The following is a 25,919-nucleotide window of genomic DNA, read 5'->3' on the forward strand; positions in this document are numbered from 1 at the left end:
ACAGTGGAAATGGTGCCACAAACCTAGGGTTTACCCTTGCATCAATATTGCCTCAGCCTGGCATCAAAATACTTTGAAGCAAAAACTTAGATTTATGCTCTAAACAATTGAATTATATGGATTTTTATTTAAATTTTAATTTTGCCATTACACGCTGCCTGGAGACACTCACTCCAAATACTGAGCTCCTATGCAGCTAAGCTGACCCCACATTGCAAGTCACTATCACCGAAGCAACCCTCAAAAGCGGCGAGCTACCCGCACACACCTTCCCAGAAAGTAGCAGACACAAAAAAACCGAGCCTGGGCTCGGTTAATTTTTTCTTTAGCGTAACGCTAAAACTGCTTGGTGCCGACGGCGAGAATCGAACTCGCATAGCTTTCGCCACTACCCCCTCAAGATAGCGTGTCTACCAATTCCACCACGTCGGCAGTGCTTTCAAAAACATATAAAAGCAAGTAAGAGCGGTATTCTAGCACGAAAAACCCATATAGCAAGCCGTACCGTTCGAATTTAATGCTTTATTAAGAAATAACAAGCAAATGATGCACCAACCACGCAACAATTCATGCCAGTCTGCAAATGCCCCAAACCACTCTTAAACGTTAATAAGCATTCTATTACTTAAAAATTGAAGGTATAGCTAAGCTGCAGAAGATCAAGCCCGGGATTAGGTTTCTTAATGCTTGCATTCGAATAATGCGAATACCTCAAGCTAAGGCGCTGGTTATCGGTTATGCGTACACCTACCCCAACCTGGTCAGCGAACTGGAATGCCGTGCCCATGCGCTTGCCGGCAAACTTAACGGAAGAAAATACCGACGGGCCTATACCTGCTTCCAGATACCAACGCTCGGAAACCCAGTATCTAAGCATGGGGGTAGCCGTTAACTGCCACACACTGGACGACGAGCTGCTTCTTTTTGCATGCCAATACGCGAGCCCTACTTCTGCCTGAAGGTTTAGAGGACGGCCAAAAGGTCCGTAGACCACAAGGTGCGGCTGTTCCAAGCCGCCTCGATGCGCTTGTAATCATCACCTAAGCCGTAGCGCACACTTACGCCCTGCTCATCTTGCGCCATTAGCGAAGGAGACGCCATCGCCATCGCACTCGCCACCCCAACCCCCAGCAACGTTTTTTTACCGTAGAAACTCTGCGCTTTAGCTCACCGACTTGCTGCGTGTCTACCATCAGACTTTCCTTATTCGTTATTTTGAATGGCAATAAACCTTTGCCGTCTGCTCATCAGAACATGATGAAGCTATTGAACATCAAATCATTCATCAACGCCATGCCAAGAGCGGAATCGGTTAATTGCCAAACACCACTATCAGCATGAAGGACGAAAATTTCTTACACGAAGGGATAACAAAAAAGCCGACACCCCAACAGGAGACATCGGCTTTAAAGCTTACACCTAAATCAGACTATTTAGCTGTAATAGAACTATCTAAAACGTAATGATAGTGTCGCGTGACAAGCACGCGACACTATCACTCGGTCGGCGTAGTCCCGGCTGCAGGCGACTCGGACTCTTGCTGCCCTGCTTCTTGCGGAGCTTCTTCAGACGTGGCATCAGGCGCCACATCCGTAGGCTCTTCAGCAGCTGCGTTATCGTTAACTTCAGGAGCCTGCTGAGCAGAGGGCACCTCAGGTGTGGCGGGGATCTCTGGTGTCGCAGGCACAGCGGGTACAGCCGGAACACTGGCATCTGGCGCCTGCGGAACGCTAGGCACTGGCGCGACCATACCAGGAACCACCGACTCAAATCCGTGCATCACACCACCCGCCTCTTGGGCTGCTGGCCTATGTGCCTGCCACGCAAGAGAACCCGTCGAAACAAAAAACACAATAGCCGCCCATTTTGTCATCCGTGACAAAAAGTTTGCCGCACCGGCGGAACCGAACATACTACCAGCTGAGCCGCCGCCAAAAGCGGAACCCATATCGGCCCCTTTACCTTGTTGCAGCAAAACCAGAGCGATAATGGCAAGCGAGGAAATAACCTGTACCGCTTGCAACATTGATGACAGCGTTAACATTTAAAGACTCCGAGGCCTACACGGCCGCTATACGTAAAAATTCTTCGGCATTAAGCGCCGCACCACCCACCAACGCGCCGTCGATATCGGGCATGGCAAACAATTGAGAAGCGTTAGTGCCATTCACACTACCGCCATATAAAATTCGAACTTGACCGGCACCGCCCTGCTTCAGCAAACTGCGAATGTACGCATGCACATGCTGAGCCTGCTCTGGTGTCGCACTTTTACCCGTACCAATGGCCCACACTGGCTCGTAAGCCACTACGACGCCGGATACAGACGCGGCCGCAAGGTCGAGCAAAGGCTGAAGTTGCGCCAACACCACAGCTTCTGTCTCGCCAGCCTCGTGCTGCTCATCGGTTTCACCCACACAGAACACAGGAGTAAGCCCTGCATTCAAGGCCTGGACCGCCTTTAACGCTACAGCCTCATGACTTTCAGCATGACGCAGACGGCGCTCGGAGTGACCCACAAGCACCCACTCACAAGCAAAGTCACGCAGCATCTGGGCCGACGTTTCACCGGTGTATGCGCCCTGGCTCTCGGAGCTTACATCTTGCGCGCCCCATTGAATAGCAGAGCCAAACAACGCCGCCTGCACTTGCGCCAAATAAGGGAATGGGACACAAACAGCAACCTCAACCGACTCTGCACATGGCGGCGAGCTGAGTAATGCATTAAGCAAAGATGCGTTCGCCTCAAGCGACGCATTCATCTTCCAGTTGCCCATTACCAGGCGTTTACGAGCTACGTGATTTGTCATTGCCCTCGGGGAAAAAACTGCGAAGTAGCCCAAGAAAACAATGGCATAACAACGCTATTAAATCAGTCAACCGAGCATTGTAGCGCGATGCGCTGTTATGCACCTAATACCTGTCGAAAATAAACACAATTTTATTATGCTTTGAAAAGAGAGTGGTCATTACTTTTTCCAGGCCAGGTATTGAAAAGGAGTGGCCACATCGTAGTGTCCATGCCACCCCTCACTTCCCACATGACAATGGAGACTAGTGTGTCACTTTAAGAATGATCTTCCCGATTTGTTCGCCCGCATCCATCATCACATGCGCATCGCTCGCCTGCTCCAAGTCAAAGGTGGCGTAAATCAAAGGCTTGAGCTTCCCTGACTCCAGCAAAGGCCACACTTCTGTCTGCAAACTTGCTGCAATACCGGATTTGAACTCACTAGTACGTGGGCGCAGCGTAGAACCCGTAATTACCAGACGGCGGGTCAGCACCTGAGAAAAATCAATCTGCGCCTTAACACCACCCTGCAACGCAATAATCACAATTCGGCCATCGTTAGCCAAACACTTAATATCGCGATTAATGTAATCTCCCGCCACCATATCAAGAATGACATCCACACCCTTGCCATCGGTGGACTCTTTGACAACATCTTCAAATTGCTGCGTGCGGTAATTAATACCAGTCGCGCCCAGGCCCTCCACCGCAGCCACCCGCTCATCGCTTCCCACTGTTGCAAAAACCTTATGCCCACGGGCTACAGCCAACTGAATAGCCGTCGTTCCGATCCCGCTAGCACCGCCGTGCACCAAAAGTGACTCTGTCCCTTTCAGCCCTGCACGATCAAACACATTGCTCCAAACCGTAAAAAGGTCTCCGGCAATCCTGCCGCTTCAACGTAACCCAAACCGGCGGGAATAGGCAAACAATGGCCAGCGTCGACTACGCAAAACTCAGCGTATCCGCCACCGGCAACCAAGGCACACACCTTGTCACCCAACGCGAAACCCGTACCGTCAAGATCTCCCCCTGCAATTTCGCCCGCCACTTCAAGGCCAGGCAAGTCGGAAGCTCCCGGCGGAGGCGGATAAATACCTTTGCGCTGCATGACATCAGGGCGATTCACCCCCGCTGCATGTATCTTAATCAGCACCTGCCCCGCGCCGGGCTCAGGCATAGGACGCTCAACAAGCATCAGAACTTCGGGACCACCAGGTTGAGAAATTTCCACAGCTTTCATTACAAACTCCTTTAGCATTGTCGTGATCAGTGTATTCGATTCAGCCCCCTCGCGAACTAGGTGTGACAAAACAAAAAAGTACGGTATAGTCTTGCCCTTTAGTGGCAAATTACACAGGGGCATCAAAAGTGCCTATGCTTAATTTTCCACACGGCTCTTAGTACGCACGCCCTACCCGGCCGTGGAAATTTGCCAAAGGAAGCGTGCCAGAGCGGTTGAATGGACTGGTCTTGAAAACCAGCGATGGGGTAACCCATCCGTGAGTTCGAATCTCACCGCTTCCGCCATACACTAGTTTGAAAATCCGCACCCATGGCGGAATAGGTAGACGCAAGAGACTTAAAATCTCTCGACCTCTGGTCGTCCCGGTTCGATTCCGGGTGGGTGCACCATCTATTGATGGTAAGTAGCTCTAACCCGCTATGCAGGATGAAACGCAATTCAGGCTCCGCAAGGAGCCTTTTTTGTGCCTGCAAGAAACAGGTCTGTGTGTTTTTAGGGGACTTTCTTCTGCCGCTTTGCGGGCATCATGGGCATGGGCTTGCGTTGATTCCGTGATCAGATATTTAACGGGAGACCATCCCGCCATCGATCAACGGTGCTGCCATGCCGTGTAGTCGGCGTCGGGACCCGCCAGCAGGGACACCCGCGCAATAGGCGTTGACGGTGATGTCGTCGGCCGCAAGTTCGCGGGCGGCAGCCTGAGTAAGTGCACATACGGCAAACCTGGTGGAGGAATAGATACCTTGCATCGGACATTTTCAACCTACCCAGACCGGACATTAACTATCGGCTTCTGCATAATGGACCGCAGCTCCTTTTAAAGACACACAGCGTGAAACCGCGCCTTAGCGTGACAGTTATTTAAATTAGATCTGAGGTAATACGCACATGACAGTCGAGATTAAACAAGCATTGCATTTGCTATCTCAAATTGAGATAATCATCAAGTGAGAGTCATCACAAACCGTCGACTAATTGATTTTTCTGCTCCATACCCAGACGCCGGTGGTCCGCTGCAAGCCTGGCGCAAGGCGATGGAGTCTCATGTTTTCAGCGGCTTCGCTGCCCTGCGTCGGCAGTTCGGCAGCGTGGACAGGGTGGGTGATTTGTATGTATTCAACATTGGCGGCAATAAGTACCGTCTGATTGCATTCCTGCATTCGGCACATCAGATGGCTTACATCAAGCACGTGTTAACACACACTGAATACGACAAAGGAGATTGGAAAAAATGAACCTGAACGATATCAGAAGCAGTTGGGCCGCTCTGCAAGGGGCGACTGGTATTGATCCCATTCATGATGAGGCGGGCTATCACCGCATGGTCGATCTGGCTGATGCCTTAATTGAAAGTGGACTGGCAGGAAAGAATGGAGAACTATCCGGTCTGTTTGGACTCGTTAGTGGTCTGATTGCCGACTACGACGACAAACACCACCCTCAGCCAGCGCTGCCTCCGCGCGAGATGCTGCGCTTTTTCATGGAGCAGCACGGATTGTCCCAGGCCGCGTTACCGGAAATCGGCAGTCAGGGTGTCGTATCCGAAATTCTCTCAGGGCGACGAATGCTGAATACTCGTCAGATTGCCGCTCTGGTAGCGCGGTTCCACGTCAGTGCCGACCTGTTCATTGAGCCTGCTGATCAGGCGCATTAAAGCAGCGCGGCACGGGCGGCATCGGAGAGGGGCGTGCGGACGAGATCGCCGAAACCAAAACAACACAAAGCGTGAACTCCAAGATACACCTGACCTAACGATCCAGCTGGACAAATCCGCCTAATTTTATTTACGAAGCGCCTGCTTTAGATTGTGTGTTTGTAAACTCATTGGTTGGCGAACATGCAATCCTCACCTTCTCTGGTTTCGGTAGCCAGCAGCCCAGAAACATCCACACCCGGCCTATCACTGTGCAACGATCTGGTCTTCAAAATCCTGTTCGCCAAGCACCTTCCCCTGCTAACGGACCTGATCAATGCCGTGCTACATCCCGCACCGCCCATCACGGTTCGGCGTGTATTAAATCCCCATATCCTGCCCGAAGAATTATCCGGCAAAAACATTGTGCTAGACATACTGGCTGAAGATGCCGACGGCCAACGCCTGGGTATAGAAATGCAATTACAGCGATTTCTGCACTGGCCTCAACGTAATATTTACGGCGTAGCACGTAGTCTGGCAAGCCAGTTGCAAGTAGGCCAGGACTACAGACTATTAAAGCCAGCTATCGGCATCAGCCTGCTGGTACATGACCTGTTCGATGAGCATCCAGACAAAGCTTGCTGGCGCTTCACGCTACGCGACGAGGAACTCCCACACGTCCAGTTGGGTCCCGCGCTACAAGTGCATATAATTGAGTTAAGCAAGGCTGAAAAGCGGCAACAACCCCCGCACCGCTACAAGCCTGGATCACCTGCCTATTGCACAACCTGAACGAGGCCGCCATGGACACCATCACCCATCCACCCGTCAAAGAAGCGCTAAAGCACCTGGAAACCCTGTATGCCGACGAAGAAATACGCCTGGCTGCCGAGCGACGCGAACAAGCCCTGGTCGATGCCGAAGACATGATCGACTACGCTCGTCATGAAGGCGAGCAAATCGGATTACAAAAGGGTGAACAGATTGGGTTTCAGAATGCCGAACAGATTGGCCTGGAGCAGCAGCGACAAACACTATTACGCATGTTCGAGCGCAAATTCGGTGCTCTACCTTCTCAGTATCAGTCGCAACTCTCACAAGTTGACGCCGGGCAACTACAAGCATGGACATTAAACGTGCTAGATGCCCAGTGCATCGAAGACGTCTTCGCTTAAGCTGCCGATATATTGGCATAGCGCGTTTACCCACGGCTACGCCATCCACAGACCTGTATCTATTTACACACCCTAAGTCCGCTCGCCCCTTTCCGAGCGAGCGCATCGGGGAGCGCCGCGCCCCGCAAGGGAAGCAGGAAAAAGAGAGCGCTAAAGCACCTCGAAACCCTGTACGCCCAAACGCAAAAATGCCACAAGGCACAACGCACCTTATGGCATTTAAAGCCCACACACCAACCGGTGCACAGGCCATCACCAGACACGCACAAAGCGCACCTGGCAATCTATCCCAACCTTACTGCTCGTTAGGCGCTGAAGCCGCTACAGGAGCCTGAGGACCACCCTGAGCTTCGATACCGCCAATCGCCTTAACCGACAAACGCAAACGACCTTTGTCGTCAGCCTCGATCACTTTAAACTTAACCAGTTGACCAACCTTCAACACATCGTTGATGTTAGCAATACGGTAGTTAGCAATCTCGGAAATATGCAACAAGCCATCACGGCCTGGCAACACCTGAACGATGGCACCAAAGTCGAGCAGACGAAGCACAGGACCTTCGTACTCTTGACCTACTTCAACGTCAGCAGTCAGCTCTTTAATACGACGCTCGGCTTCGTGAGCCTTCTCGAGATCAGCACTGGAAATGGTGATCGTGCCGTCATCGCCGATATCAATCTGGGTACCCGTCTCTTCAGTCAGGGCACGAATGGTAGCACCACCCTTACCAATAACGTCACGGATTTTTTCGGGATTGATCTTCACGGAAATCATGCGAGGTGCAAAAGCGGAAAGCTCGGTGCGTGAACCCTCGAGAGCAGACTTCATGCGCTCGAGAATATGTAAGCGACCTTCACGAGCCTGAGCCAACGCAACCTGCATAATCTCGGTAGTGATGCCCTGGATTTTGATATCCATTTGCAAAGCAGTAATACCGCTCTCGGTACCGGCCACTTTGAAATCCATATCGCCCAGATGATCTTCATCACCCAGAATATCGGTGAGTACTGCAAATTTGCCGCCGTCTTTAATCAGGCCCATTGCCACACCGGCAACGTGGTCAGTTAGCGGTACACCAGCATCCATGAGCGCCAACGAACCACCACAAACGGTAGCCATCGACGAAGAGCCGTTGGACTCGGTAACTTCCGACACCACACGCAGTGAATACTGGAAGTCTTCAGCGGCTGGCAGCAAATGCGTTAACGCACGCTTGGCCAAACGACCATGACCAATCTCGCGACGACGCGGCGCGCCAAAGCGGCCTGTCTCGCCCGTAGCGAATGGAGGGAAGTTGTAATGCAACATGAAACGGTCGCGGTACTCGCCCATTACCGAATCCATGATCTGCTCGTCTTGGCGTGTACCAAGGGTGGACACAACCAAAGCCTGCGTCTCGCCACGAGTAAACAATGCACTACCGTGAGCACGGGGCAATACACCCAGACGGATCTCGATAGGACGCACAGTGCGTGTGTCGCGACCGTCAATACGTGGCTCGCCACTCAGGATCTGGGTACGCACGATATCACTTTCGATATCGAACAGAATTGAGTCAACCTCGACGCTATCAGGCGCAGCTTCGCCTTTGCTTTCTGCCTGTTCGGCCAACAATGCTTTTACGCTAGCGCTGACTTCTTTAAGCTTTTGCGTACGTGCCTGCTTTTCGCGTGTTTGGTAGGCTTCTTTAACGCCTTCCAATGATGCGGCTTTAATGGCTGCAATAAGCGCTTCGTTAGCAGGAGCAGGTTGCCAGTCCCACTCGGGCTTGCCAGCATCTTCCACCAGCTCGTGAATAGCGTTAATCGCCAATTGCATTTGCTCGTGGCCAAATGCAATAGCACCCAGCATGACTTCTTCGGATAACTGCTGAGCGTCGGATTCGACCATCAGCACAGCCGCCTCAGTACCTGCAACCACCAAATCCAGCTTGGATTCGTCAGCCAAAGCGGTGCTGCTTGGATTCAATACATATTGGCCGTTAACGTAACCTACACGCGCTGCACCCACCGGACCGTTAAACGGAATACCCGAAATAGCCAAAGCCGCCGAAGCACCAATTAGCGCGGGGATGACAGGATCAATCTCAGGGTCAACCGACAGCGTATGAATAATTACCTGGACTTCGTTGTAGAAGCCTTCAGGGAACAAAGGACGCAATGGGCGATCGATCAGACGCGACGTCAGCGTTTCACGGTCCGAAGGCTTGCCTTCACGTTTAAAGAAGCCCCCGGGAATGCGGCCGGCTGCGTATGTTTTCTCAACATAATCAACGGTTAGCGGGAAAAAATCTTGGCCAGCTTTTGCTTTTTTAGCCCCAACCACTGTGGCTAGAATTACGGTATCTTCAACAGAAACCAGCACAGAACCGGAGGCCTGACGAGCGATCTCGCCAGTCTCAAGCACCACTTCGTGCTCGCCGTACTGGAATTTTTTAGTAACTTTATTGAACATTCTTGAGTTCCTTACAATAAAAAACCGTGCCTACTGCGAAGCCAGTTCGCAGCAGGCACGGTTATTTCGCGCGGGGCGTGCCCCGGTGTATCACTTACGCAGACCGAGCTTTTCAATCAGGTCGCGGTACGCGTCTGGTTTGCGATCTTTTAAGTAATCGAGCAATTTACGACGACGGCTGACCATGCGTAGTAGACCGCGACGCGAGTGGTGGTCTTTAACGTGGCTTTTAAAATGATCGGTTAAATGAGTAATACGCGCTGTTAACAATGCAACTTGTACTTCGGGCGAACCTGTATCGCCCTCTTTACGTTGGAATGCCGATACTACATCGGACTTTTTGACATCTGCTGACATGTTGATTTTATCCTCTAAAACATGCGACAAAGCCGAGGAGCCTTGACGTGCAAAAGAAACCTTTACCGACTATTCGGCAAATCGGAGTAAATTATAACGAAAATAACAGGTGTGCGGCAAAGAGATTGCCCCTTTGTTGATGTTATGCGCGTAAATAGAGACGGCAGCCCCCATTAATAATCTATTCGGAGAGGCATCATGTGGAAAAAACCACTACAACATGCTGTGACGGTGATGACACTTGCTCTGCTTGCTTCATGTTCCAGCATGAGCGATATAACGCCCGGCACCTCGTTAAACCACGTGACCGAGTCGTTTGGCGCGCCTAATAGCCAGTGCGTGGACGATGGGCAACGCCTGGCGACATGGTCAACACAACCGATGGGGCAGTATGCCTGGACGGCCGAACTTAGCGAGGATGACAGTGTGGTTGTTATGCGCCAAATGCTGACAGACGCCGAGTTCGAGCGCCTAAACGAGGGCTACTGGCCACCAGAGCGGGTTCATTGCTGGTTCGGTCCTCCAGCAAAGATAGAGACTGTACCGCTGCGCGGAGTACCAATGAAAACGTGGTCCTATCGCTATCGGCAAGGCGGTGCCTTCAATGGAATGATGACTGTTTACTTCAACGACAACGATGAAGTGGTACATCATCATCCAGGGCCAGACCCTTTTGACGCAGCCGACGGGTTGTTCCCGTTCTTAAATTAAGCAACTTAGCACGTTGAAAGTGCCATTTACCCCTGTCAGGAAAGGCTCATTAGCAAGCATTTCCTGACGGTTTCTAGCTAACCGCTCAAATCTACTTTTCTTCAAGCCCGCGACGCTTATTAATTAGCTGACGCGCACGCCTCCAGCGCCAGGCCATGACCACCCAGCCCGAAAGCCCATACAGAATAAACATGCTGAAAAGCACGATGGGCGGATCAGAAGAGACAAATACAAATAGCAGCACCAGCACCAGCATGCCCCAAAACGGTACACTTTTGCCTACAGCAAAGCTTTTACCACTATAAAAAGGCGCATTTGACACCATAGCCACACCAGCATAAATGGTTAATGCAAAGGCACACCAGGCTAAAGGCTCTGCCGAAACACGCAGTTTATTATCGACCGCGAGCCAGACAAAGCCAGCAATAAGGGCCGCGGCTGCCGGGCTAGGCAAGCCTTGAAAAAAACGTTTGTCGACTACAGCAATATTGGTGTTGAAACGGGCCAGGCGTAATGCCGCCCCGGCCACAAATATAAAGGCCGCCAACCAGCCCCACCGGCCCAGGCCCTGCAGGGCCCAAACATACATGACAAGGGCTGGCGCAATACCGAACGATGTCAGATCGGCCATGGAGTCGTATTGCTCGCCAAAGGCAGACTGCGTGTTGGTCAGGCGCGCCACCCGTCCATCCATACCGTCAAAAACCAGGGCTAGAAATATAGCAATGGCAGCCACCTCGAAGCGGCCATTCATTGCTTGCACCACGGCATAAAAGCCCGCAAACAGATTGGCTGTCGTGAACGCATTGGGCAGTAAATAAATACTACGACGGCGCTTTTCTTCAGGGGTCTTAATTGGCATAGTTCAAGCTGCTAACATTAACAATAAAGGTCAAGCATAACCGATTGCGCTGGTGCCCAATAAAAAACCCTGCTTCAGGCCAAACAACAAGGCCTGAAGCAGGGTTTATAAAACTAAATTACTTTAGTTTTTGCTTTTATCTACCAATTTGTTCGCAGCAATCCACGGCATCATTGCGCGAAGCTGCTCACCCACTGTCTCGATTTGCGATTCAGCATTGATACGACGGCGTGAGGTTAGCGTTGGCGCACCTGCAGCGTGCTCAAGAATGAAATTCTTGGCGTAAACACCGTTTTGGATGTCTGCCAGGCACTCGCGCATGGCTTTGCGGGTTTCGTCGGTAATGATCTTGGGACCAGTCTCGTACTCACCAAATTCGGCGTTGTTAGAGATGGAGTAGTTCATGTTGGCAATGCCGCCTTCGTAGATCAGGTCTACGATTAACTTCAGTTCGTGCAGACACTCGAAGTAAGCCATTTCTGGGGCATAACCCGCTTCAACCAGAGTTTCGAACCCAGCCTTGATCAGTTCGACCGCACCGCCACACAAGACAGCTTGCTCACCAAACAAATCGGTTTCTGTTTCTTCGCGGAAGTTGGTTTCGATAATACCGGCACGGCCGCCACCGTTTGCGCTAGCGTAAGACAATGCGATGTCGCGTGCTGCACCCGACTTGTCCTGATAAACAGCAACCAGGTGAGGCACACCGCCACCTTGGCTGTAGGTACCACGCACTGTGTGGCCAGGAGCCTTAGGAGCGATCATGATGACGTCAATGTCATCACGTGGCACTACCTGACCGTAATGCACGTTAAAACCGTGCGCGAAAGCCAGGGCTGCACCAGCCTTAATGTTGTCGGCAATTTGTGTGCGGTAGACTTCTGCGATGCTTTCGTCTGGCAGCAATACCATTACGACATCAGCCCCTTTTACGGCTTCTGCAACTTCTTGCACTTTCAGGCCTGCGCCCTCGGCCTTGCTCCAGGATGCACCACCTTTACGCAAGCCCACAATCACATTAACGCCCGACTCGTGCAGGTTTAACGCATGCGCATGACCCTGCGAACCATAACCAATAATGGCAATCGTTTTGCCCTTGATTAAAGAAAGATCGCAATCCTTGTCGTAAAAAACTTTCATGAAAACCACTCCAAAATTTTGTTCCGCTTTACAAGCGTTGTCTTTGTACCCAATACATGGGTGATAGTCGTTATAACTTTTATAACTTCAGTACACGTTCGCCACGGCTGATTCCAGAAACACCTGTCCGGACTGTTTCCAGAATGGCGGTGGAGTCCAGGGCTTCAATAAACGCGGCGATTTTTTCTTGTACACCCGTTAATTCGATGGTGTACGACTTATCAGTAACATCAATAATGCTGCCACGGAAGATATCAGCCATACGCTTAACTTCTTCGCGTTCTTTGCCTACCGCACGCACCTTGATCAGCATAAGCTCGCGCTCGACGTGAGGACCTTCTGAAAGGTCTACCACTTTAACCACGTCAACCAGACGATTCAGGTGCTTGGTAATTTGCTCGATGACCTCATCTGGCCCCACCGTAACGATAGTCATGCGGGACAAGGTGATGTCTTCAGTGGGTGCGACCGTCAGGGTTTCGATGTTGTAACCACGAGCCGAGAACAAACCTACCACACGTGACAATGCACCGGGTTCATTCTCAAGAAGAATGGAAATTACACGTTTCATAATTTCTCTCCTTTGAGGTCGTCGGCACTTAGCAGCATTTCAGTAAGGCCTTTACCGGCTTTCACCATGGGCCAGACATTTTCAGTCTGGTCTGTGATGAAATCCATGAATACCAGACGGTCTTTGTACTTGGTAAAGGCTTCCTTTATGGCAGGTAGCACATCGGCTGGCTTATCAATACGCATGCCTACATGCCCATAGCTTTCGACCAACTTTACGAAATCAGGGAGCGCATCGACGTAGGATTCGGAATAACGCGAACCGTAATCGATCTCCTGCCACTGACGGACCATACCAAGGTAGCGGTTGTTCAGGCACAAAACCTTAGGCGTGAGACGATACTGCAAGCACGTAGATAGCTCTTGGATATTCATCTGTATTGAGGCTTCGCCCGTGATCACCGCAACCTGCGAATCGGGGTTGGCCATTTGCACACCCATGGCATAAGGCAAGCCTACGCCCATGGTTCCAAGGCCTCCGGAATTAATCCAGCGGCGCGGTTTATTAAAACGGTAATACTGTGCCGCCCACATCTGATGCTGGCCTACGTCTGAAGTTACAAAGGCATCACCGCCGGTAACTTCCCACATGGCTTCAACAACGGACTGAGGCTTGATGACTGAATCAGAGCCCTTATAGCCCAACGAGTCTTTGGCACGCCACTCGTTTATTTGCTGCCACCACTGAGCCAAAGCCAACTTGCTTTTCTCGCTGTTGGGACGGGCCTGGCTGTAAAAGTCGTTAAGCTCGACCAATACATCTTTTACACAGCCTACGATGGGCACATCGACTTTCACACGCTTGGAAATCGACGATGGATCGATATCGATGTGAATAATTTTGCGTGGTACTTGCATGAAGTTACGCGGATTACCAATAACCCGGTCATCAAAACGCGCACCTACTGCGACCAGCACATCGCAGTGCTGCATCGCCATGTTGGCTTCGTAGGTACCATGCATGCCGGGCATGCCGACGTACTGGTCGCTGCTGCCGGGAAATGCCCCCAGAGCCATCAAGGTGGTGGTGCACGGCGCACCACTGCTTTCTACAAGCTGCTTAACCTCGTCGCAGGCATTCGCCAGAATAGCCCCGCCACCCACATAAATCATGGGTCGCTCGGCACCAGCCAGCAATTGCACTGCTTTTTTAATCTGTCCTTGATGCCCTTTGGTTACCGGGGCATACGAACGCATCTTGATTTCGCCACGCTGGGGCGTGTAGCGACCCATTGCCATCGTAATATCTTTGGGGATATCAACCAGAACCGGACCCGGACGACCTGTGCTGGCGATATAAAACGCTTTGCGAATCGTATCGGCCAGATCACGGACATCACGCACCAGGAAATTATGCTTAACGCAGGGACGGGTAATGCCCACTGAATCGCACTCTTGGAAGGCATCTTCGCCGATGGCCTGAGTGGAAACCTGCCCACTGATGACAACAAGGGGGATGGAGTCGGTATAGGCCGTAGCAATGCCAGTAACGGCATTCGTCAGCCCCGGACCGCTGGTGACCAGTGCAACCCCGACCTTATTTGACGAGCGTGAGTATGCATCGGCTGCGTGCACGGCTGCTTGCTCGTGACGAACCAGTACATGACGAAACTTGTCTTGTTTGAAAATTGCGTCGTAGATATAAAGCACTGCGCCGCCTGGATAACCAAAGACGTGTTCTACGCCTTCGTCGGCCAAGGTACGCACGACGATATCTGCGCCATTGAGTTCCATTATGAAATTCCTTTCAGTCTTTGTACTATTACCCCGACTGGCACCCAAGCCTGAGTCTGAGCCAATATCAGCAACATGATCTGGCGCTTTATGGCCCACGGGACCACGCCACCCAGACACACTACTGTTTGACCTGCACTCTTCGGAACATAGCACTTGCGTAAATACGCGGTAGCTTGAAACGGAAGCCCTGGCAACACACGCTTGTGACGCGGCCAGCGACAAAAAAGAGAGGCGCAACAACACGGGCGGATAAACCCGTTAAAAAGAGCCCTACTGCCCAACCGGATTAGACTGGGCAGCAAGTACTTTACCCCGTTGTTAAGCGTCGAGCAACCAGGTTTGTTGGAAAAGCGCAAATCCGCAGGGGCAGCATAGAGTGCGCATCCCCTATATACTTAGTAGCCCATGAACAGAAATTGGCTTTATGGTTAATCCAATCCCCCAGTTACAGCGCTTTCTATACAGCCATTATCTGCTTGGCGGCCTACGCCAGTCGATGGGTGTGCTGTTGCCTGTCATCATTCTGGGCGGTGTGTTCAAGCTGTACTATGTAGGCGTCATTGCTGCAATGGGTGCGATGTGCGTGGCCATTGTTGACTCTCCGGGCGGCCCGCGTCGCTACCGCAGCAATGAAATGCTGGGCGGCGTGGCCCTGGGTACCCTGACTGTAGCCATAACAGGCTTTGCCTCGGGATCAACCTGGGCCATTTGGCTGGCTATTCCCCTTTTATGCTTTAGCTTCTCAATGCTTAATGTATTTGGGAAGCGCGGCAGCTTGATGGGCTTTGCCTGCCTGTTGCTTATGTCTCTGACGCTACGCAGCTCAATGGAAAGCAGCGACGTTTGGTGGCACACCTTCTATTCCTTTATAGGCGGTCTGTCGTATTTTGCATTCAGCAGTTTATTCAGGCGCATCCTGTGGCTGCGCGAAGAACGGCGAGTGCTGTCGATGGCCCTGTTTGCCACCGCCGAATACATGGCTGCACGAGCTAACTTTTACGACGCCAACACCGATCTTGACGAAAGCTATCGCGAGCTCATACGTGTGCAGTCCAGCATGAGCGAACTGCACCAGGCCGCACGCGATATGGTGCTGCGCGAACTGCCTCAAGGAAGGGGCCGTGGCGATGGCCAGCGTGTCAGGCTCTTGAGTCTCTACACCAGTATGGTGAAGCTACTTGATATCTTGATCGCCACACATACCGACTACACCACATTAAGACGAAAGCTGGCCAGCAGCGACTTCATGGAGTTTGCCCGTGACGCGCTAAAGTATCTTTCCGTCGAAATTGGGCGCACGGCCTTAAACTTATCGCGCTACAGGCAAGGCGATGAACGCATCAGTGTAAAAGCCGAAGTTCGCGCCATGGAATACGAGCTGGACCGCTATAAAAGCAAAGGCTTTGCTCAGGAAGAGCCTGAGGTGTATGCCTTGCTGGTACAAATCGTCAGACGCCTGCGCATAGCGCGGCAAATCGTCGAGCATATGGCCGACGACTCCCGGTCGGGCACCAGCAATATTCCTATTGAGCAATATTTAGATAAATCGTTAAGCCGTTTTTTATCTCGCAAAGAATTGCGTTTTGGCTTGCTGACGAGCAACTTGCGTCTAAGCTCGTCGAGCTTCCGATATGCCGTTCGCGTTACGGTAGCCTCTTTGTTTGCCCTGGCCCTGCCTGCTATTGCCTTCACGTTCTATGACGCTGAGGCTGGTATGCTAAATGCCCTGACCTCGCATAGTCATTGGATCATCATGACGATTGTGGTCATTTTGAAACCGGGCTTCGCGCTGACCCGCCAAAGAAACACATGGCGCCTGATGGGAACTGCGCTGGGCTGCAGTGCTAGCTTCATCATCATCAGTCTTACCAAAAACCCGGAATTATATTTCGCTGCAATGTTGATCGCTCATGTGCTGGGCAATAGTCTGGTGCAAATCAACTACATGTTGTCCGGCTTATTCAATACGATATTTGTCTTGCTTTCATTTCAGTTTGTATACGCAGGCAATAACTTTGTTATTGGAGAACGCCTGCTCGATACCTTTATCGGCTGCGCTATCGCCCTGATCTGCAGCTATGTGCTTCCACAATGGGAAGCCAGCTCGATGGACGATTTCGCCAGTGAGGCACTTGAAGCCAATAAGCGCTTTCTGTCCACGGGACTTAACTATGCCGCTCTTCATCGTCAATTAAATAACGACAACTTGCGGGCCAACGCACTGCTTGACGACGAGTCCGCGCCACAGGCGTTGAATGCTGAACAACGCTTGCAACTGGAAGATGACCTTAACGAAGCCGACACGCAGTGGCAATTGGCACGCAATCAGGTTCATATTGCATTCAATAATTTCTCTTCCGCGTTTTACCGGATGATGGACGAACCTGCCAATAGACAGAAAAATGCTGCACTGTTTAATAATTTAATGATTCAAAACCATGTCTTAGCCTCGCAAATTGGCGCAGCTATACCCTTGCTGGCAACGTTGAATCAAGTTCCAGCTGGAATTGCACAAGCAACCGATGCAGTGGTTGCACTGTTGGACGGCCAGGAGGCAGAGCGGGTAGGAGCCATTGAAACCGAAGGCGAGCTGGCCATGCTGGCTTATCCTTTGCGTCAGATGATTAAGGCCGGGCGACTAATACGGCAAGATATGCGTGGCTTAAGCTATAGCTGGGGCCCTCCTGCTCCCGAGCATTTAAAAGAAGAAACGGTCTAAAAACCTGCTTTTTAAACCGTTCTTTCTGCTGCTTTGCCTACTGTTAAAGCTGGCTATTTCTTAAGCACACTTTCTGGGCGTTGAAAAACCAGCTTGGTGTCTGTGGACAAATCGGGCTGAAACGCATAGCCGGCCACATCAAACTTCGTCAGTTCCTTAACCGTTGTAATACGGTTATCAATAGCGTAACGCATCATCAGGCCACGTGCTTTCTTGGCATAAAAACTGATTATTTTCCAGACGCCATTCTTCTCGTCCTGGAACACGCATTGCACTACTGGCAACCCGGCTGCTTTTAGATCTACGGCCTTGAAGTATTCGTCTGAGGCCAGATTAACGAGCACAGCATCGCCTTTCTGTTGTGCCTCACGCTCAGCAAGATAGCTACCTATTTTGGAGCCCCAGTACTCGTATAGATTTTTTCCAGCCGGGTTAGCTAGCCGGGTTCCCATTTCCAGACGATATGGGCGCATTAAGTCGAGCGGGCGCAATGCCCCGTATAAGCCACTTAAAATGATTAGATGATCTTGCGTCCATTGCAACTGCTCATCAGAAAGCTCATCAGCTTTCAAGCCTTCGTACACGTCACCATTAAAGGCGAGTATGGCCTGGCGGGAGTTATCGAGCGTAAACGTAGGTTTCCATTGTGCAAAACGCTCTACATTTAAGCGGGCCAGATCGTCGCTGATGCGCATCAAAGCAGTAAGGTCCTCGGCGGATTTCTCGCGCATAATGGCGTTTAACGTTTGTGCTTCATCCACGAATAGCGGCTGACTGCTCTTGGTGGTGCGAACGGGTGAATCGTAATCCAGCTTTTTGGCCGGTGAAAGTAAAAACAACATAGCTATCCTTAACGTAATACTGCGCTCAACGCGCTGTCCAACCGCCATCAAGACTCAAGCTTGTGCCGGTCATTTGATCGGCGGCCTCTGTACACATAAAAACGGCTGCTCCGGCAATTTGCTCAGGAGTAACGAACTGTAGCGAAGGCTGTTTTTCTGAGAGCAGCATTTTTGCCGCCGTTTCAATATCCACTTCGGAACCCTTTGCCAAGGCAACGATTTGAGCCTCAACCAAAGGAGTACGCACCCAGCCAGGACAAATCGCATTGCAGGTAATTCCATTACCCGCGTTCTCCAGTGCCACCACTTTGCTTAAACCTACCACACCGTGCTTGGCAGCAACATAGGCGGCCTTGTGCTCTGAGGCCACCAGACCGTGAGCCGAAGCGATATTGATAATACGCCCCCATCCTTTTTCCTGCATTTTTGGCAGAGCCGCTGCCGTTGTGTGAAATACGGCAGATAAATTCAAGGCAATCACAGCATCCCAGCGCTCGACCGGAAAGCTTTCAGTAGGGTCGGTATGCTGTATACCCGCATTGTTCACCAGTATATCTACTGCACCCAGAACGTCGGTAGCTTGTGAGATCAGACTTCTTGCACCTTCGGGCGTACTGAGGTCCACGTTGAGATAATGGGCCTTGACATCAAACTCAAGCTCAATGTTTACCCGTAGCTTTTCAATTTCCCTGGCGTTTCCAAAACCGTTCAATACGATATCAGCTCCGTGAGAGGCTAAGCCTCGGGCGATAGCCAAGCCAATGCCACTTGTTGAACCCGTAACTACCGCTGCCTTGTTCGTGAGCATTATCAGCCCCCAGTTAATCGATAATTTTTTATTTTAGCGTCTTTGGGCAGTCTGCACCGCCTTGTCGGCAAGCTATTCTGGTTCATGCTCCCCCTCGCACGCCAAGCCGAATTCTAAAGCCGGCGCCGTAAGTCACGGACTTCATTTAGCTCAACCACGGTGATTCTGCCCTGCGCTAAAAAGACTGCTCTTTTATTATGTGCATTTTAAAAATCTCTGCTAGAATGGCGGTCTTGCTTTTAAGAGGCCTACGGCTTGATCACTCTTTTTAGCAAGACCGCGGGCAGGTGGCAGAGTGGTCGAATGCGCTGGACTCGAAATCCAGTGTACGTCTAGGCGTACCGTGAGTTCGAATCTCACCCTGCCCGCCACTATTTATACATGCTTCACACGCTAGAGAGCCGCCAGAAATGGCGGCTTTTTATTTGCCTGTACGAGCGAGATTTTGTGCATTTACAGAAGCTGCCCTATAGCCCGCCATTGTGCGGGCTTTTTCATGCCTTGGATCCGTCTGCTGTTGATTTGAAATTAAGGTCATGAACTCGTCTTTCACTCTGCGCATCAAACCTAGGGTAATCCATATAGAGGTGCTGCGTACTTAGGCCTATAGTCAATCTATAGGTACTGCTTGTGTTGTTTGCGCTGAACTTCTTTTATAAGGAGAGAGTCATGCAATTTCAAACACTTCAATGGGTCATTGATATTAATGGCGATGGCACTTTTAGCCTGTGGGAACTATGGGAAACCGCACGTTGGGCGTTCCGTATTCCTGGCAGTCTGGTCGTAGAGTTTATCGGCCAATTCCCTGCTCTGGCCTCGATTCTGAACATCAGCGCTTCGCCACAAACAGGCTACGCCAGTCTGAGCGGCTTGATTGCCAAAACGCTGTCGCTACTGTTTTGGGTTCCCTTGCTGCTGTGGACGCTGGGTCGTGGCGCACCTGCCGCCGATAAGACAGGCCCCTCTGCCGAAACCTCGGATCCGCTGCTAATTACTTTATCTGACGACTATCCCATAAAGTATCGATAGTGCCTTTCTCATGACTATTAATTTCAACGGATAAAAAAACCGCAAACTTAAATCAAGATTGCGGTTTTTTTCACTGCGTTCTATGCAGACCTTAACTTTCCAATACCTCTGCGCCACCCAGGTAAGGACGCAGCGCCTCGGGCACACGCAAGGAGCCATCAGCTTGCTGATAGTTCTCAAGTATGGCTACAAGAGCACGACCTACCGCCAAACCTGAACCATTTAAGGTGTGTACGTACTCGGGGCGGCCCTTATCAAGACGGTATCTGGCTTGTAAACGGCGCGCCTGAAATGCTTCGCAATTAGATACCGACGAAATTTCACGCCAGGTATTTTGCGCTGGCAGCCAGACTTCCAGATCAAAGGTTTTAGCTGCAGAAAAGCCCATATCACCGGTGCTTAACAGCACCACTCGATAAGGAAGGCCTAAGCGCTGGAGTACGGCTTCAGCATGCCCCACCATTTGATCCAGAGCCTCGTACGACTGCTCGGGCCGAACGATTTGGACCATCTCGACTTTATCGAACTGATGCTGGCGAATAATGCCTCGCGTATCCCGCCCGCCGCTTCCTGCCTCTGATCTGAAACAAGGGCTATGGGCCGTCAGCTTAACCGGCAGCTCGGCAGGGCTCAGGATTTCATCCCGAACCATACCGGTCAGGGTAATCTCGGAGGTGGAGATGAGGTAGAGGTCTTCCGCCACAGTGTCTTCAGCATCGTGTCCTTGCCCACCCTTGGTTACCCAGAACATGTCATCCTTGAACTTGGGCAGCTGTCCGGTACCGTACAAGGTCGAGCTGTTGACTATGTAGGGTGTATAGCATTCGGTATAGCCGTGCTCAAGTGTCTGCATATCCAGCATAAACTGTGCCAGTGCACGATGCAGACGAGCTATGCTGCCTCGCAGCACCATAAAACGCGAGCCGGACAACTTGCGGGCCGCCTCGAAATCAAGGCCGATTTTCTCGCCGATTTCAACATGGTCCCTGGCTTCAAATGCCAAGGGAGCAGGGTCGGCAGCAGGGTCTGTCGCATTAGGAACCCAGCGCCGAACCTCAATATTTTGCTCTTCTGAATCGCCGACAGGAACGCTGCTGTGCGGAAGGTTGGGTAGGCCATTCAGCCACGTAGTCAGCTCATTTTGAATGACCGACAGCTGCTGCTCTAGCTCGTGCAATTGCTGTGGTATTTGCTGAGACTCTGCCATCTCTTTAGAGGCGTCTTCACCCTTAGACTTTAATTGACCGATCAGCTTGGACACGGCATTCCGCCTGGCTTGCAAGGTCTCGGTTTCGACCTGCACCGATTTACGCCTGGCTTCGAGCTGATTAAAACGCTGGGTATCAAAGTCAACACCGCGCGTTGCCAGTGCCTGAACCACACTGGGCAAGTCTTTACGTAAAAGGTTTATGTCTAACATGAATGAAAAAGCCGTTAAATGAGTGAATCTGGTGATTGTAGCGAATCTAGGAGCGCTTACTGCGATGTTGGCGGTCAAGTTCTGCCAAAGTCTGCAGCTTTTGTCCGATTTTTTGCTCCAGCCCCCGGTCAGTAGGGTTATAAAAAGTGGGATTCAGACCTTCAGGAAAATAGTTTTCCCCGGCCGCATAGCCATGAGGCTCGTCGTGGGCATAGCGATAGGCTTTGCCATGCCCCAGGTCTTTCATGAGCTTGGTAGGTGCATTCTGCAGGTGTGGCGGCACTGGCGAGCTGCCATGCTCGGACGCAAACCGTCGTGCCAGGTTATAAGCGTTATAGCCCGCATTGCTTTTAGCAGCGATAGCCAGATAAATCACAGCCTGGGCCAGCGCGAGTTCACCTTCAGGAGACCCCAGGCGCTCGTAGGTGGCTGCTGCATCGTTTGCCATTTGCATTGCCCTGGGGTCGGCTAGCCCGATGTCTTCCCAGGCCATACGTACGATACGCCGCGATAAATATCGTGCATCGGCCCCCCATCGAGCATCCGGCAAAACCAGTAAAGTGCCGCATCGGGGTCAGAGCCACGCACTGACTTGTGCAGGGCACTGATTTGGTCATAAAAAGCATCGCCGCCTTTGTCGAAACGCCGAAGGTTTTGCGACAGTGCAATTTCAAGCCATTCGCTGTCAATAACGTCACGCTCTGCACTTTGCGCCGACTCGGCCACCACCTCGACCGCGTTCAGTAGACGCCTGGCATCGCCATCGGCCCAGCGACAAAGCTGATCGCGGGCATCGTCATCGATATTAAGCTCTCCGTCGTAGTTGGAGTCAGTGTTTAATAAGGTCACGGCCCTGTCTAACAGCTCTAGTAGCTCTGGCTCGGACAAGGGTTGCAGCACGTAGACACGGGCGCGCGAAAGCAAGGCCGAATTCACCTCGAACGACGGATTTTCGGTCGTTGCGCCAATGAAGGTAAATAGACCACTTTCGACATAAGGTAAGAACGCATCTTGCTGTGCTTTGTTGAAGCGATGCACTTCATCAACAAATAGAATCGTTCTGCGTCCCTGGCCTTGGGCAATTTGTGCCTTGATCACCGCTTCGCGTATGTCTTTAACACCACCAAGAACCGCTGAAATGGCCAGAAACTGGGCATCAAAGCCTTCTGCCATCATCCGCGCCAAAGTTGTTTTACCTACGCCTGGAGGCCCCCAGAAAATCATGGAGTGCGGCCTGCCAGACTCAAAGGCAACACGCAGCGGCTTGCCATCGCCGACCAAGTCTTGCTGACCAACAACCTGGTCCAGATTTCGTGGGCGCATACGTTCAGCCAAGGGCGCATACACCTTCATGGCCGAGGCACCAGAGAACAGATCTGAATCTTCCATGAGCAATAACCCATGCCCGCTTAAGGCATAGTGACCATATCCACGCCGTCGGGCGCTTTAAAAATAAATAAAGCGGGATCAACAGCGCTTTGTGGGGTTAGACCAGTGAGATCAATGCGAGTTGTTTGTCCGAACGAGTCTAACAACTCGAGACGTACAGGCTGCTTCTCTTTAAAGCCAATATTGACATGGGCAAAGCCAGCATCTGCGCTTTTGGGTACCGCCTGCAACCATTGAAGGCCGTCATTATCAGGCATTTCTGATAGTTCAAAAGCATCGTCGATTCGGCCCGAACCAAATAAAATGGCCGCAGGTGAAGCCCCGACCGCCGCATCAACACCGCGCCGGGTTACTTGCATCAGATCAGCATCATACTGATAGACATATTGGCCATCAGACAAAACAAGCTGCTCGTAAGGCTCGCGCACCTCCCAGCGAAATTGACCTTGACGCTGAAAAGCAAAATTACCTGTTTGAGCCGCTGAGCCAGACCCAGAGTTATCGACCGTACGTTGGGTAAACTGGCCTGTGGCAGCACTGACTTCGCTGACAAAGGCACGCAACTGCTCTGCCGCTCCGGCTGCCCAGGTCATGCTTGATGCTCCCAGCAACAACATGCCAGCTAAAGCATAGTTAATCGTCTTCATCAGAAGCCCCTCCGGTGGGAACTAAAATTTCGCGGTTACCATTAGGCTGCATGGCTGAAACCACACCAGCCTGTTCCATCTGCTCGAGTAAACGAGCAGCACGGTTGTAGCCAATACGCAAGTGACGCTGCACTGACGAAATCGAGGCACGACGATTTTTGAGAATAATTGCTACAGCCTGATCATACAGAGGATCGGACTCGGCATCGGCCATACCGGTAACCGGATTTAAACCGTCGCCGGTTTCGCCAGCCTGTATCCCTTCAAGAATCCCATCGATGTAATCAGGCTCGCCGCCCTGCTCTTTTAAATAGTCCACGACGCGATGCACTTCGTCATCGTGCACAAAAGCACCGTGAACACGAACAGGAAAACCTGTACCTGGTGGCAAATACAGCATATCCCCTTGGCCCAGCAAGGTCTCGGCCCCCATCTGATCGAGAATCGTGCGGGAGTCGATGCGCGATGACACCTGAAACGAGATACGGGTAGGTATGTTGGCCTTGATCAGGCCGGTAATGACATCAACACTAGGGCGCTGCGTGGCTAAAACCAGATGGATCCCGGCGGCCCGTGCCTTTTGGGCCAGACGGGCAATAAGCTCTTCAATTTTCTTACCTGCCACCATCATCAAATCGGCAAGCTCATCGATGACGACCACAATAAATGGAATTGTGCTTAGTGGCTCAGGGGCATCGGGTGTGAGCGAGAAGGGATTAGGTATAGGCGTACCTTTTTTCTCGGCTTCACGAATCTTGGCATTAAAGCCTGCGAGATTTCGCACGCCCATTTTGCTCATCAGCCGATAGCGTTTTTCCATCTCGTTTACGCACCAGTTCAGGGCATTCGCAGCCTGACGCATATCGGTGACAACCGGCGCCAACAGGTGGGGGATGCCCTCGTAAACGCTCATTTCGAGCATCTTGGGGTCAATGAGTATGAGCTTGACCTCGTCTGCCGCAGCCTTATACAGCAGCGACAATATCATGGCATTAATACCCACTGACTTGCCCGAGCCGGTGGTACCCGCCACCAACAGGTGAGGCATACGAGCCAGATCGACCACTACGGGGTTACCGGCTATGTCTTTGCCCAGCACCATGGTTAAAAGTGACGCACTGCGGTGGTAAGTTTGCGAGCCGATAATCTCTTCGAGGCGAACCATCTGACGCTTCGGATTAGGTAGCTCCAGACCCATCAGGTTTTTACCCGGAATAGTTTCCACTACCCTAATGCTGACCAGACTTAGTGATCTGGCCAGGTCTTTGCCCAAATTTACGATTTGACTGCCCTTGACCCCCGTAGCCGGCTCAATTTCGTAGCGGGTAATCACCGGCCCCGACTGTGCACTGACCACGGTTACGTTTACGCCAAAATCAGAAAGCTTTTTCTCTATTAGTCTGGAGGTGTACTCCAGCGTTTCAGCCGACACGGTTTCTTGCTGTTCGTCTGCGGCATCCAGAAGGCTGACCTCGGGCAACCCGCCAGGAAGACTGGGCTGCCTGGGCTCTTTAAACAACGCTTGCTGCTTTTCTTTTTCAACGCGTTCGGATTTAGGCACTACGGTAATGGCAGGTTCGATACGCACTGGCGTTTCGTGCACGAACTGCTCTTGTTTGGTGGCCACACTTTCTTTGCGTTCAGCACTCTTGGTTTCACCAACGCGGCGATCTTCGCGCGCCGCTTTGAATTCAAGCAAGCGGCGTATGCCTTTTTCTACACCCTGGCCTATTTTCTCGGAAACAGTCAACCACGAAAAATTGAAAAACAAACTTGAGCCCGTCGCAATAAAACTGAGCAGCAGCAACGTGGCACCCGCAAAGCCCAGGCTGGTCGCCATGAGATCCGCAAGCATGCGCCCTAGCTGCCCCCTGCACCTGCTGGCAAGTTCTGGCCCCACTCACGGAACTGCAAGGCCTCGAAGCCCATGCACCCCAAAAGCAATAAGAAGAATCCAATTCCGATTTCCCAGCGTACACGCGGCAGGGGCTCTTCGGCCTTAGCCTTGGGCAGCATCAGATGGGTTAAGCGATAAAACCCCACAGCTACACGCTGCACCAGCAATACCACCCACAGCCACGCGGAGAAGCCAAATAGAAACAAAAGAAAATCAGAAACGTTGGCACCAAATGTGCCACCCCGATTGCGAATGACCCCGGCATGCACGGACTGCGACCACGCGGGGTCAGCGGAATTCCAGGTAGCCAGGACAAGACCCAGCCAGGCAGCGACAGCGGCAAAAACAAACCACCGTGCTTCGCGCACGAGTGAGGTCAGCCGTAGCTGCAACGGGGAAGGCCCATTTCGGACGTTTTTTGAGGAGCGATTTGAAGGAGCAGGTAATCTAGCCATGGACTCATTATAATTGGCTGGTTATTGATTATT

General features: G+C 51.7%; 22 protein-coding genes, 4 tRNA genes and 3 pseudogenes. 10 read left to right on the top strand and 19 right to left on the bottom strand.

The features are described from left to right. Positions 1–347: 347 nt before the first annotated feature. The 6 genes and pseudogenes from L1889_RS09620 to L1889_RS09645 form a co-directional block, all read right to left on the bottom strand. Positions 348–432 (bottom strand) — tRNA-Leu (locus L1889_RS09620). A gap of 193 nt (positions 433–625) precedes the next feature. Further along, a complete protein-coding gene (locus tag L1889_RS09625) occupies positions 626–994 on the bottom strand; it encodes an acyloxyacyl hydrolase (protein WP_238664944.1) in 369 nt (122 codons plus the stop codon). Next, a complete protein-coding gene (locus L1889_RS09630; protein ID WP_238664945.1) occupies positions 964–1,107 on the bottom strand; it encodes a hypothetical protein in 144 nt (47 codons plus the stop codon). The genes L1889_RS09625 and L1889_RS09630 overlap by 31 nt, the downstream gene beginning before the upstream one ends. 388 nt (positions 1,108–1,495) lie before the next feature. After that, entirely contained in the window at positions 1,496–2,044 is a 549-nt protein-coding gene (gene secG / locus L1889_RS09635; protein WP_238664946.1) for a preprotein translocase subunit SecG, read from the bottom strand. Positions 2,045–2,060: 16 nt separating this feature from the next. Next, positions 2,061–2,810 carry a triose-phosphate isomerase gene (gene tpiA / locus L1889_RS09640; RefSeq protein ID WP_238664947.1) on the bottom strand — a complete coding sequence of 250 codons (750 nt, stop codon included), beginning with the start codon at positions 2,808–2,810 and terminating at the stop codon, positions 2,061–2,063. Positions 2,811–3,054: 244 nt separating this feature from the next. After that, positions 3,055–4,034: pseudogene (locus L1889_RS09645) on the bottom strand (NAD(P)H-quinone oxidoreductase). Positions 4,035–4,231: 197 nt separating this feature from the next. Here L1889_RS09645 and L1889_RS09650 point away from each other — a divergent pair. After that, positions 4,232–4,321 (top strand) — tRNA-Ser (locus L1889_RS09650). A gap of 19 nt (positions 4,322–4,340) precedes the next feature. Beyond that, positions 4,341–4,426, top strand: a tRNA-Leu gene (locus L1889_RS09655). Between the two features lie 174 nt (positions 4,427–4,600). Here the strand turns inward: L1889_RS09655 and L1889_RS09660 are convergent. Then, the gene (locus L1889_RS09660; protein WP_238664948.1) at positions 4,601–4,786 is read right to left on the bottom strand and encodes an SDR family NAD(P)-dependent oxidoreductase; all 186 of its coding nucleotides are present in this window, start codon (positions 4,784–4,786) and stop codon (positions 4,601–4,603) included. Between the two features lie 198 nt (positions 4,787–4,984). Between L1889_RS09660 and L1889_RS09665 the strand changes: the two genes are divergently transcribed. The 4 genes from L1889_RS09665 (at position 4,985) to L1889_RS09680 (ending at position 6,848) form a co-directional block, all read left to right on the top strand. Further along, positions 4,985–5,272 (top strand): type II toxin-antitoxin system HigB family toxin, encoded by a 288-nt coding sequence (locus L1889_RS09665; RefSeq protein ID WP_238664949.1) that lies wholly within the window; start codon positions 4,985–4,987, stop codon positions 5,270–5,272. Continuing rightward, the gene (locus L1889_RS09670) at positions 5,269–5,691 is read left to right on the top strand and encodes a helix-turn-helix domain-containing protein (RefSeq protein ID WP_238664950.1); all 423 of its coding nucleotides are present in this window, start codon (positions 5,269–5,271) and stop codon (positions 5,689–5,691) included. Before L1889_RS09665 ends, L1889_RS09670 begins: the two co-directional genes overlap by 4 nt. Before the next feature lie 183 nt (positions 5,692–5,874). Next, positions 5,875–6,465: an Rpn family recombination-promoting nuclease/putative transposase gene (locus L1889_RS09675; RefSeq protein ID WP_238664951.1), complete on the top strand. Its 591-nt coding sequence runs from the start codon at positions 5,875–5,877 to the stop codon at positions 6,463–6,465. 11 nt (positions 6,466–6,476) lie between these two features. Beyond that, the gene (locus tag L1889_RS09680) at positions 6,477–6,848 is read left to right on the top strand and encodes a DUF4351 domain-containing protein (RefSeq protein ID WP_238664952.1); all 372 of its coding nucleotides are present in this window, start codon (positions 6,477–6,479) and stop codon (positions 6,846–6,848) included. A gap of 295 nt (positions 6,849–7,143) precedes the next feature. On the opposite strand, the gene pnp is transcribed toward L1889_RS09680, so the two are convergent. Next, on the bottom strand, positions 7,144–9,303 hold the full coding sequence (pnp, locus tag L1889_RS09685) for a polyribonucleotide nucleotidyltransferase (protein WP_238664953.1): 2,160 nt from the start codon (positions 9,301–9,303) through the stop codon (positions 7,144–7,146). 90 nt (positions 9,304–9,393) lie between these two features. Beyond that, a complete protein-coding gene (rpsO, locus tag L1889_RS09690) occupies positions 9,394–9,660 on the bottom strand; it encodes a 30S ribosomal protein S15 (protein WP_238664954.1) in 267 nt (88 codons plus the stop codon). Between the two features lie 198 nt (positions 9,661–9,858). On the opposite strand from rpsO, the gene L1889_RS09695 reads away from it, so the two are divergent. Next, the gene (locus tag L1889_RS09695) at positions 9,859–10,371 is read left to right on the top strand and encodes a hypothetical protein (protein WP_238664955.1); all 513 of its coding nucleotides are present in this window, start codon (positions 9,859–9,861) and stop codon (positions 10,369–10,371) included. A 91-nt stretch (positions 10,372–10,462) separates the two neighbouring features. On the opposite strand, the gene pssA is transcribed toward L1889_RS09695, so the two are convergent. The 4 genes from pssA to ilvB form a co-directional block, all read right to left on the bottom strand. Continuing rightward, entirely contained in the window at positions 10,463–11,233 is a 771-nt protein-coding gene (gene pssA / locus L1889_RS09700) for a CDP-diacylglycerol--serine O-phosphatidyltransferase (RefSeq protein WP_238664956.1), read from the bottom strand. 123 nt (positions 11,234–11,356) lie between these two features. Continuing rightward, entirely contained in the window at positions 11,357–12,373 is a 1,017-nt protein-coding gene (gene ilvC, locus L1889_RS09705; RefSeq protein WP_238664957.1) for a ketol-acid reductoisomerase, read from the bottom strand. Between the two features lie 79 nt (positions 12,374–12,452). Next, entirely contained in the window at positions 12,453–12,944 is a 492-nt protein-coding gene (gene ilvN, locus L1889_RS09710) for an acetolactate synthase small subunit (protein WP_238664958.1), read from the bottom strand. Beyond that, positions 12,941–14,677, bottom strand: coding sequence for a biosynthetic-type acetolactate synthase large subunit (gene ilvB / locus L1889_RS09715; protein ID WP_238664959.1), 1,737 nt, complete (start codon positions 14,675–14,677; stop codon positions 12,941–12,943). The genes ilvN and ilvB overlap by 4 nt, the downstream gene beginning before the upstream one ends. A gap of 427 nt (positions 14,678–15,104) precedes the next feature. Between ilvB and L1889_RS09720 the strand changes: the two genes are divergently transcribed. After that, positions 15,105–17,399: an FUSC family protein gene (locus tag L1889_RS09720; protein WP_238664960.1), complete on the top strand. Its 2,295-nt coding sequence runs from the start codon at positions 15,105–15,107 to the stop codon at positions 17,397–17,399. Positions 17,400–17,452: 53 nt separating this feature from the next. On the opposite strand, the gene yaaA is transcribed toward L1889_RS09720, so the two are convergent. Both yaaA and L1889_RS09730 read right to left on the bottom strand, forming a co-directional pair. Then, the gene (gene yaaA, locus L1889_RS09725) at positions 17,453–18,241 is read right to left on the bottom strand and encodes a peroxide stress protein YaaA (RefSeq protein WP_238664961.1); all 789 of its coding nucleotides are present in this window, start codon (positions 18,239–18,241) and stop codon (positions 17,453–17,455) included. A 25-nt stretch (positions 18,242–18,266) separates the two neighbouring features. After that, the gene (locus L1889_RS09730) at positions 18,267–19,049 is read right to left on the bottom strand and encodes a 3-hydroxybutyrate dehydrogenase (RefSeq protein ID WP_257793884.1); all 783 of its coding nucleotides are present in this window, start codon (positions 19,047–19,049) and stop codon (positions 18,267–18,269) included. 281 nt (positions 19,050–19,330) lie between these two features. On the opposite strand from L1889_RS09730, the gene L1889_RS09735 reads away from it, so the two are divergent. Then, positions 19,331–19,420, top strand: a tRNA-Ser gene (locus L1889_RS09735). A 298-nt stretch (positions 19,421–19,718) separates the two neighbouring features. Next, the gene (locus L1889_RS09740) at positions 19,719–20,078 is read left to right on the top strand and encodes a hypothetical protein (protein WP_238664962.1); all 360 of its coding nucleotides are present in this window, start codon (positions 19,719–19,721) and stop codon (positions 20,076–20,078) included. A 91-nt stretch (positions 20,079–20,169) separates the two neighbouring features. Here L1889_RS09740 and serS read toward each other — a convergent pair whose 3' ends face one another. The 4 genes and pseudogenes from serS to L1889_RS09760 all read right to left on the bottom strand — a co-directional run bounded on the left by serS (position 20,170) and on the right by L1889_RS09760 (position 25,886). Beyond that, entirely contained in the window at positions 20,170–21,498 is a 1,329-nt protein-coding gene (serS, locus tag L1889_RS09745) for a serine--tRNA ligase (RefSeq protein WP_238664963.1), read from the bottom strand. Between the two features lie 46 nt (positions 21,499–21,544). Then, a pseudogene (locus L1889_RS09750) lies at positions 21,545–22,887 on the bottom strand (replication-associated recombination protein A). A gap of 20 nt (positions 22,888–22,907) precedes the next feature. After that, positions 22,908–23,534, bottom strand: coding sequence for an outer membrane lipoprotein periplasmic chaperone LolA (gene lolA, locus L1889_RS09755; protein ID WP_238664964.1), 627 nt, complete (start codon positions 23,532–23,534; stop codon positions 22,908–22,910). Next, positions 23,521–25,886 (bottom strand): annotated as a pseudogene (locus tag L1889_RS09760) (DNA translocase FtsK). The gene lolA and the pseudogene L1889_RS09760 overlap by 14 nt, the downstream one beginning before the upstream one ends. Between the last annotated feature and the right edge of the window lie 33 nt (positions 25,887–25,919).

The organism is Paenalcaligenes niemegkensis, from assembly GCF_022230885.1.
GTDB lineage: Bacteria > Pseudomonadota > Gammaproteobacteria > Burkholderiales > Burkholderiaceae_B > Paenalcaligenes > Paenalcaligenes niemegkensis.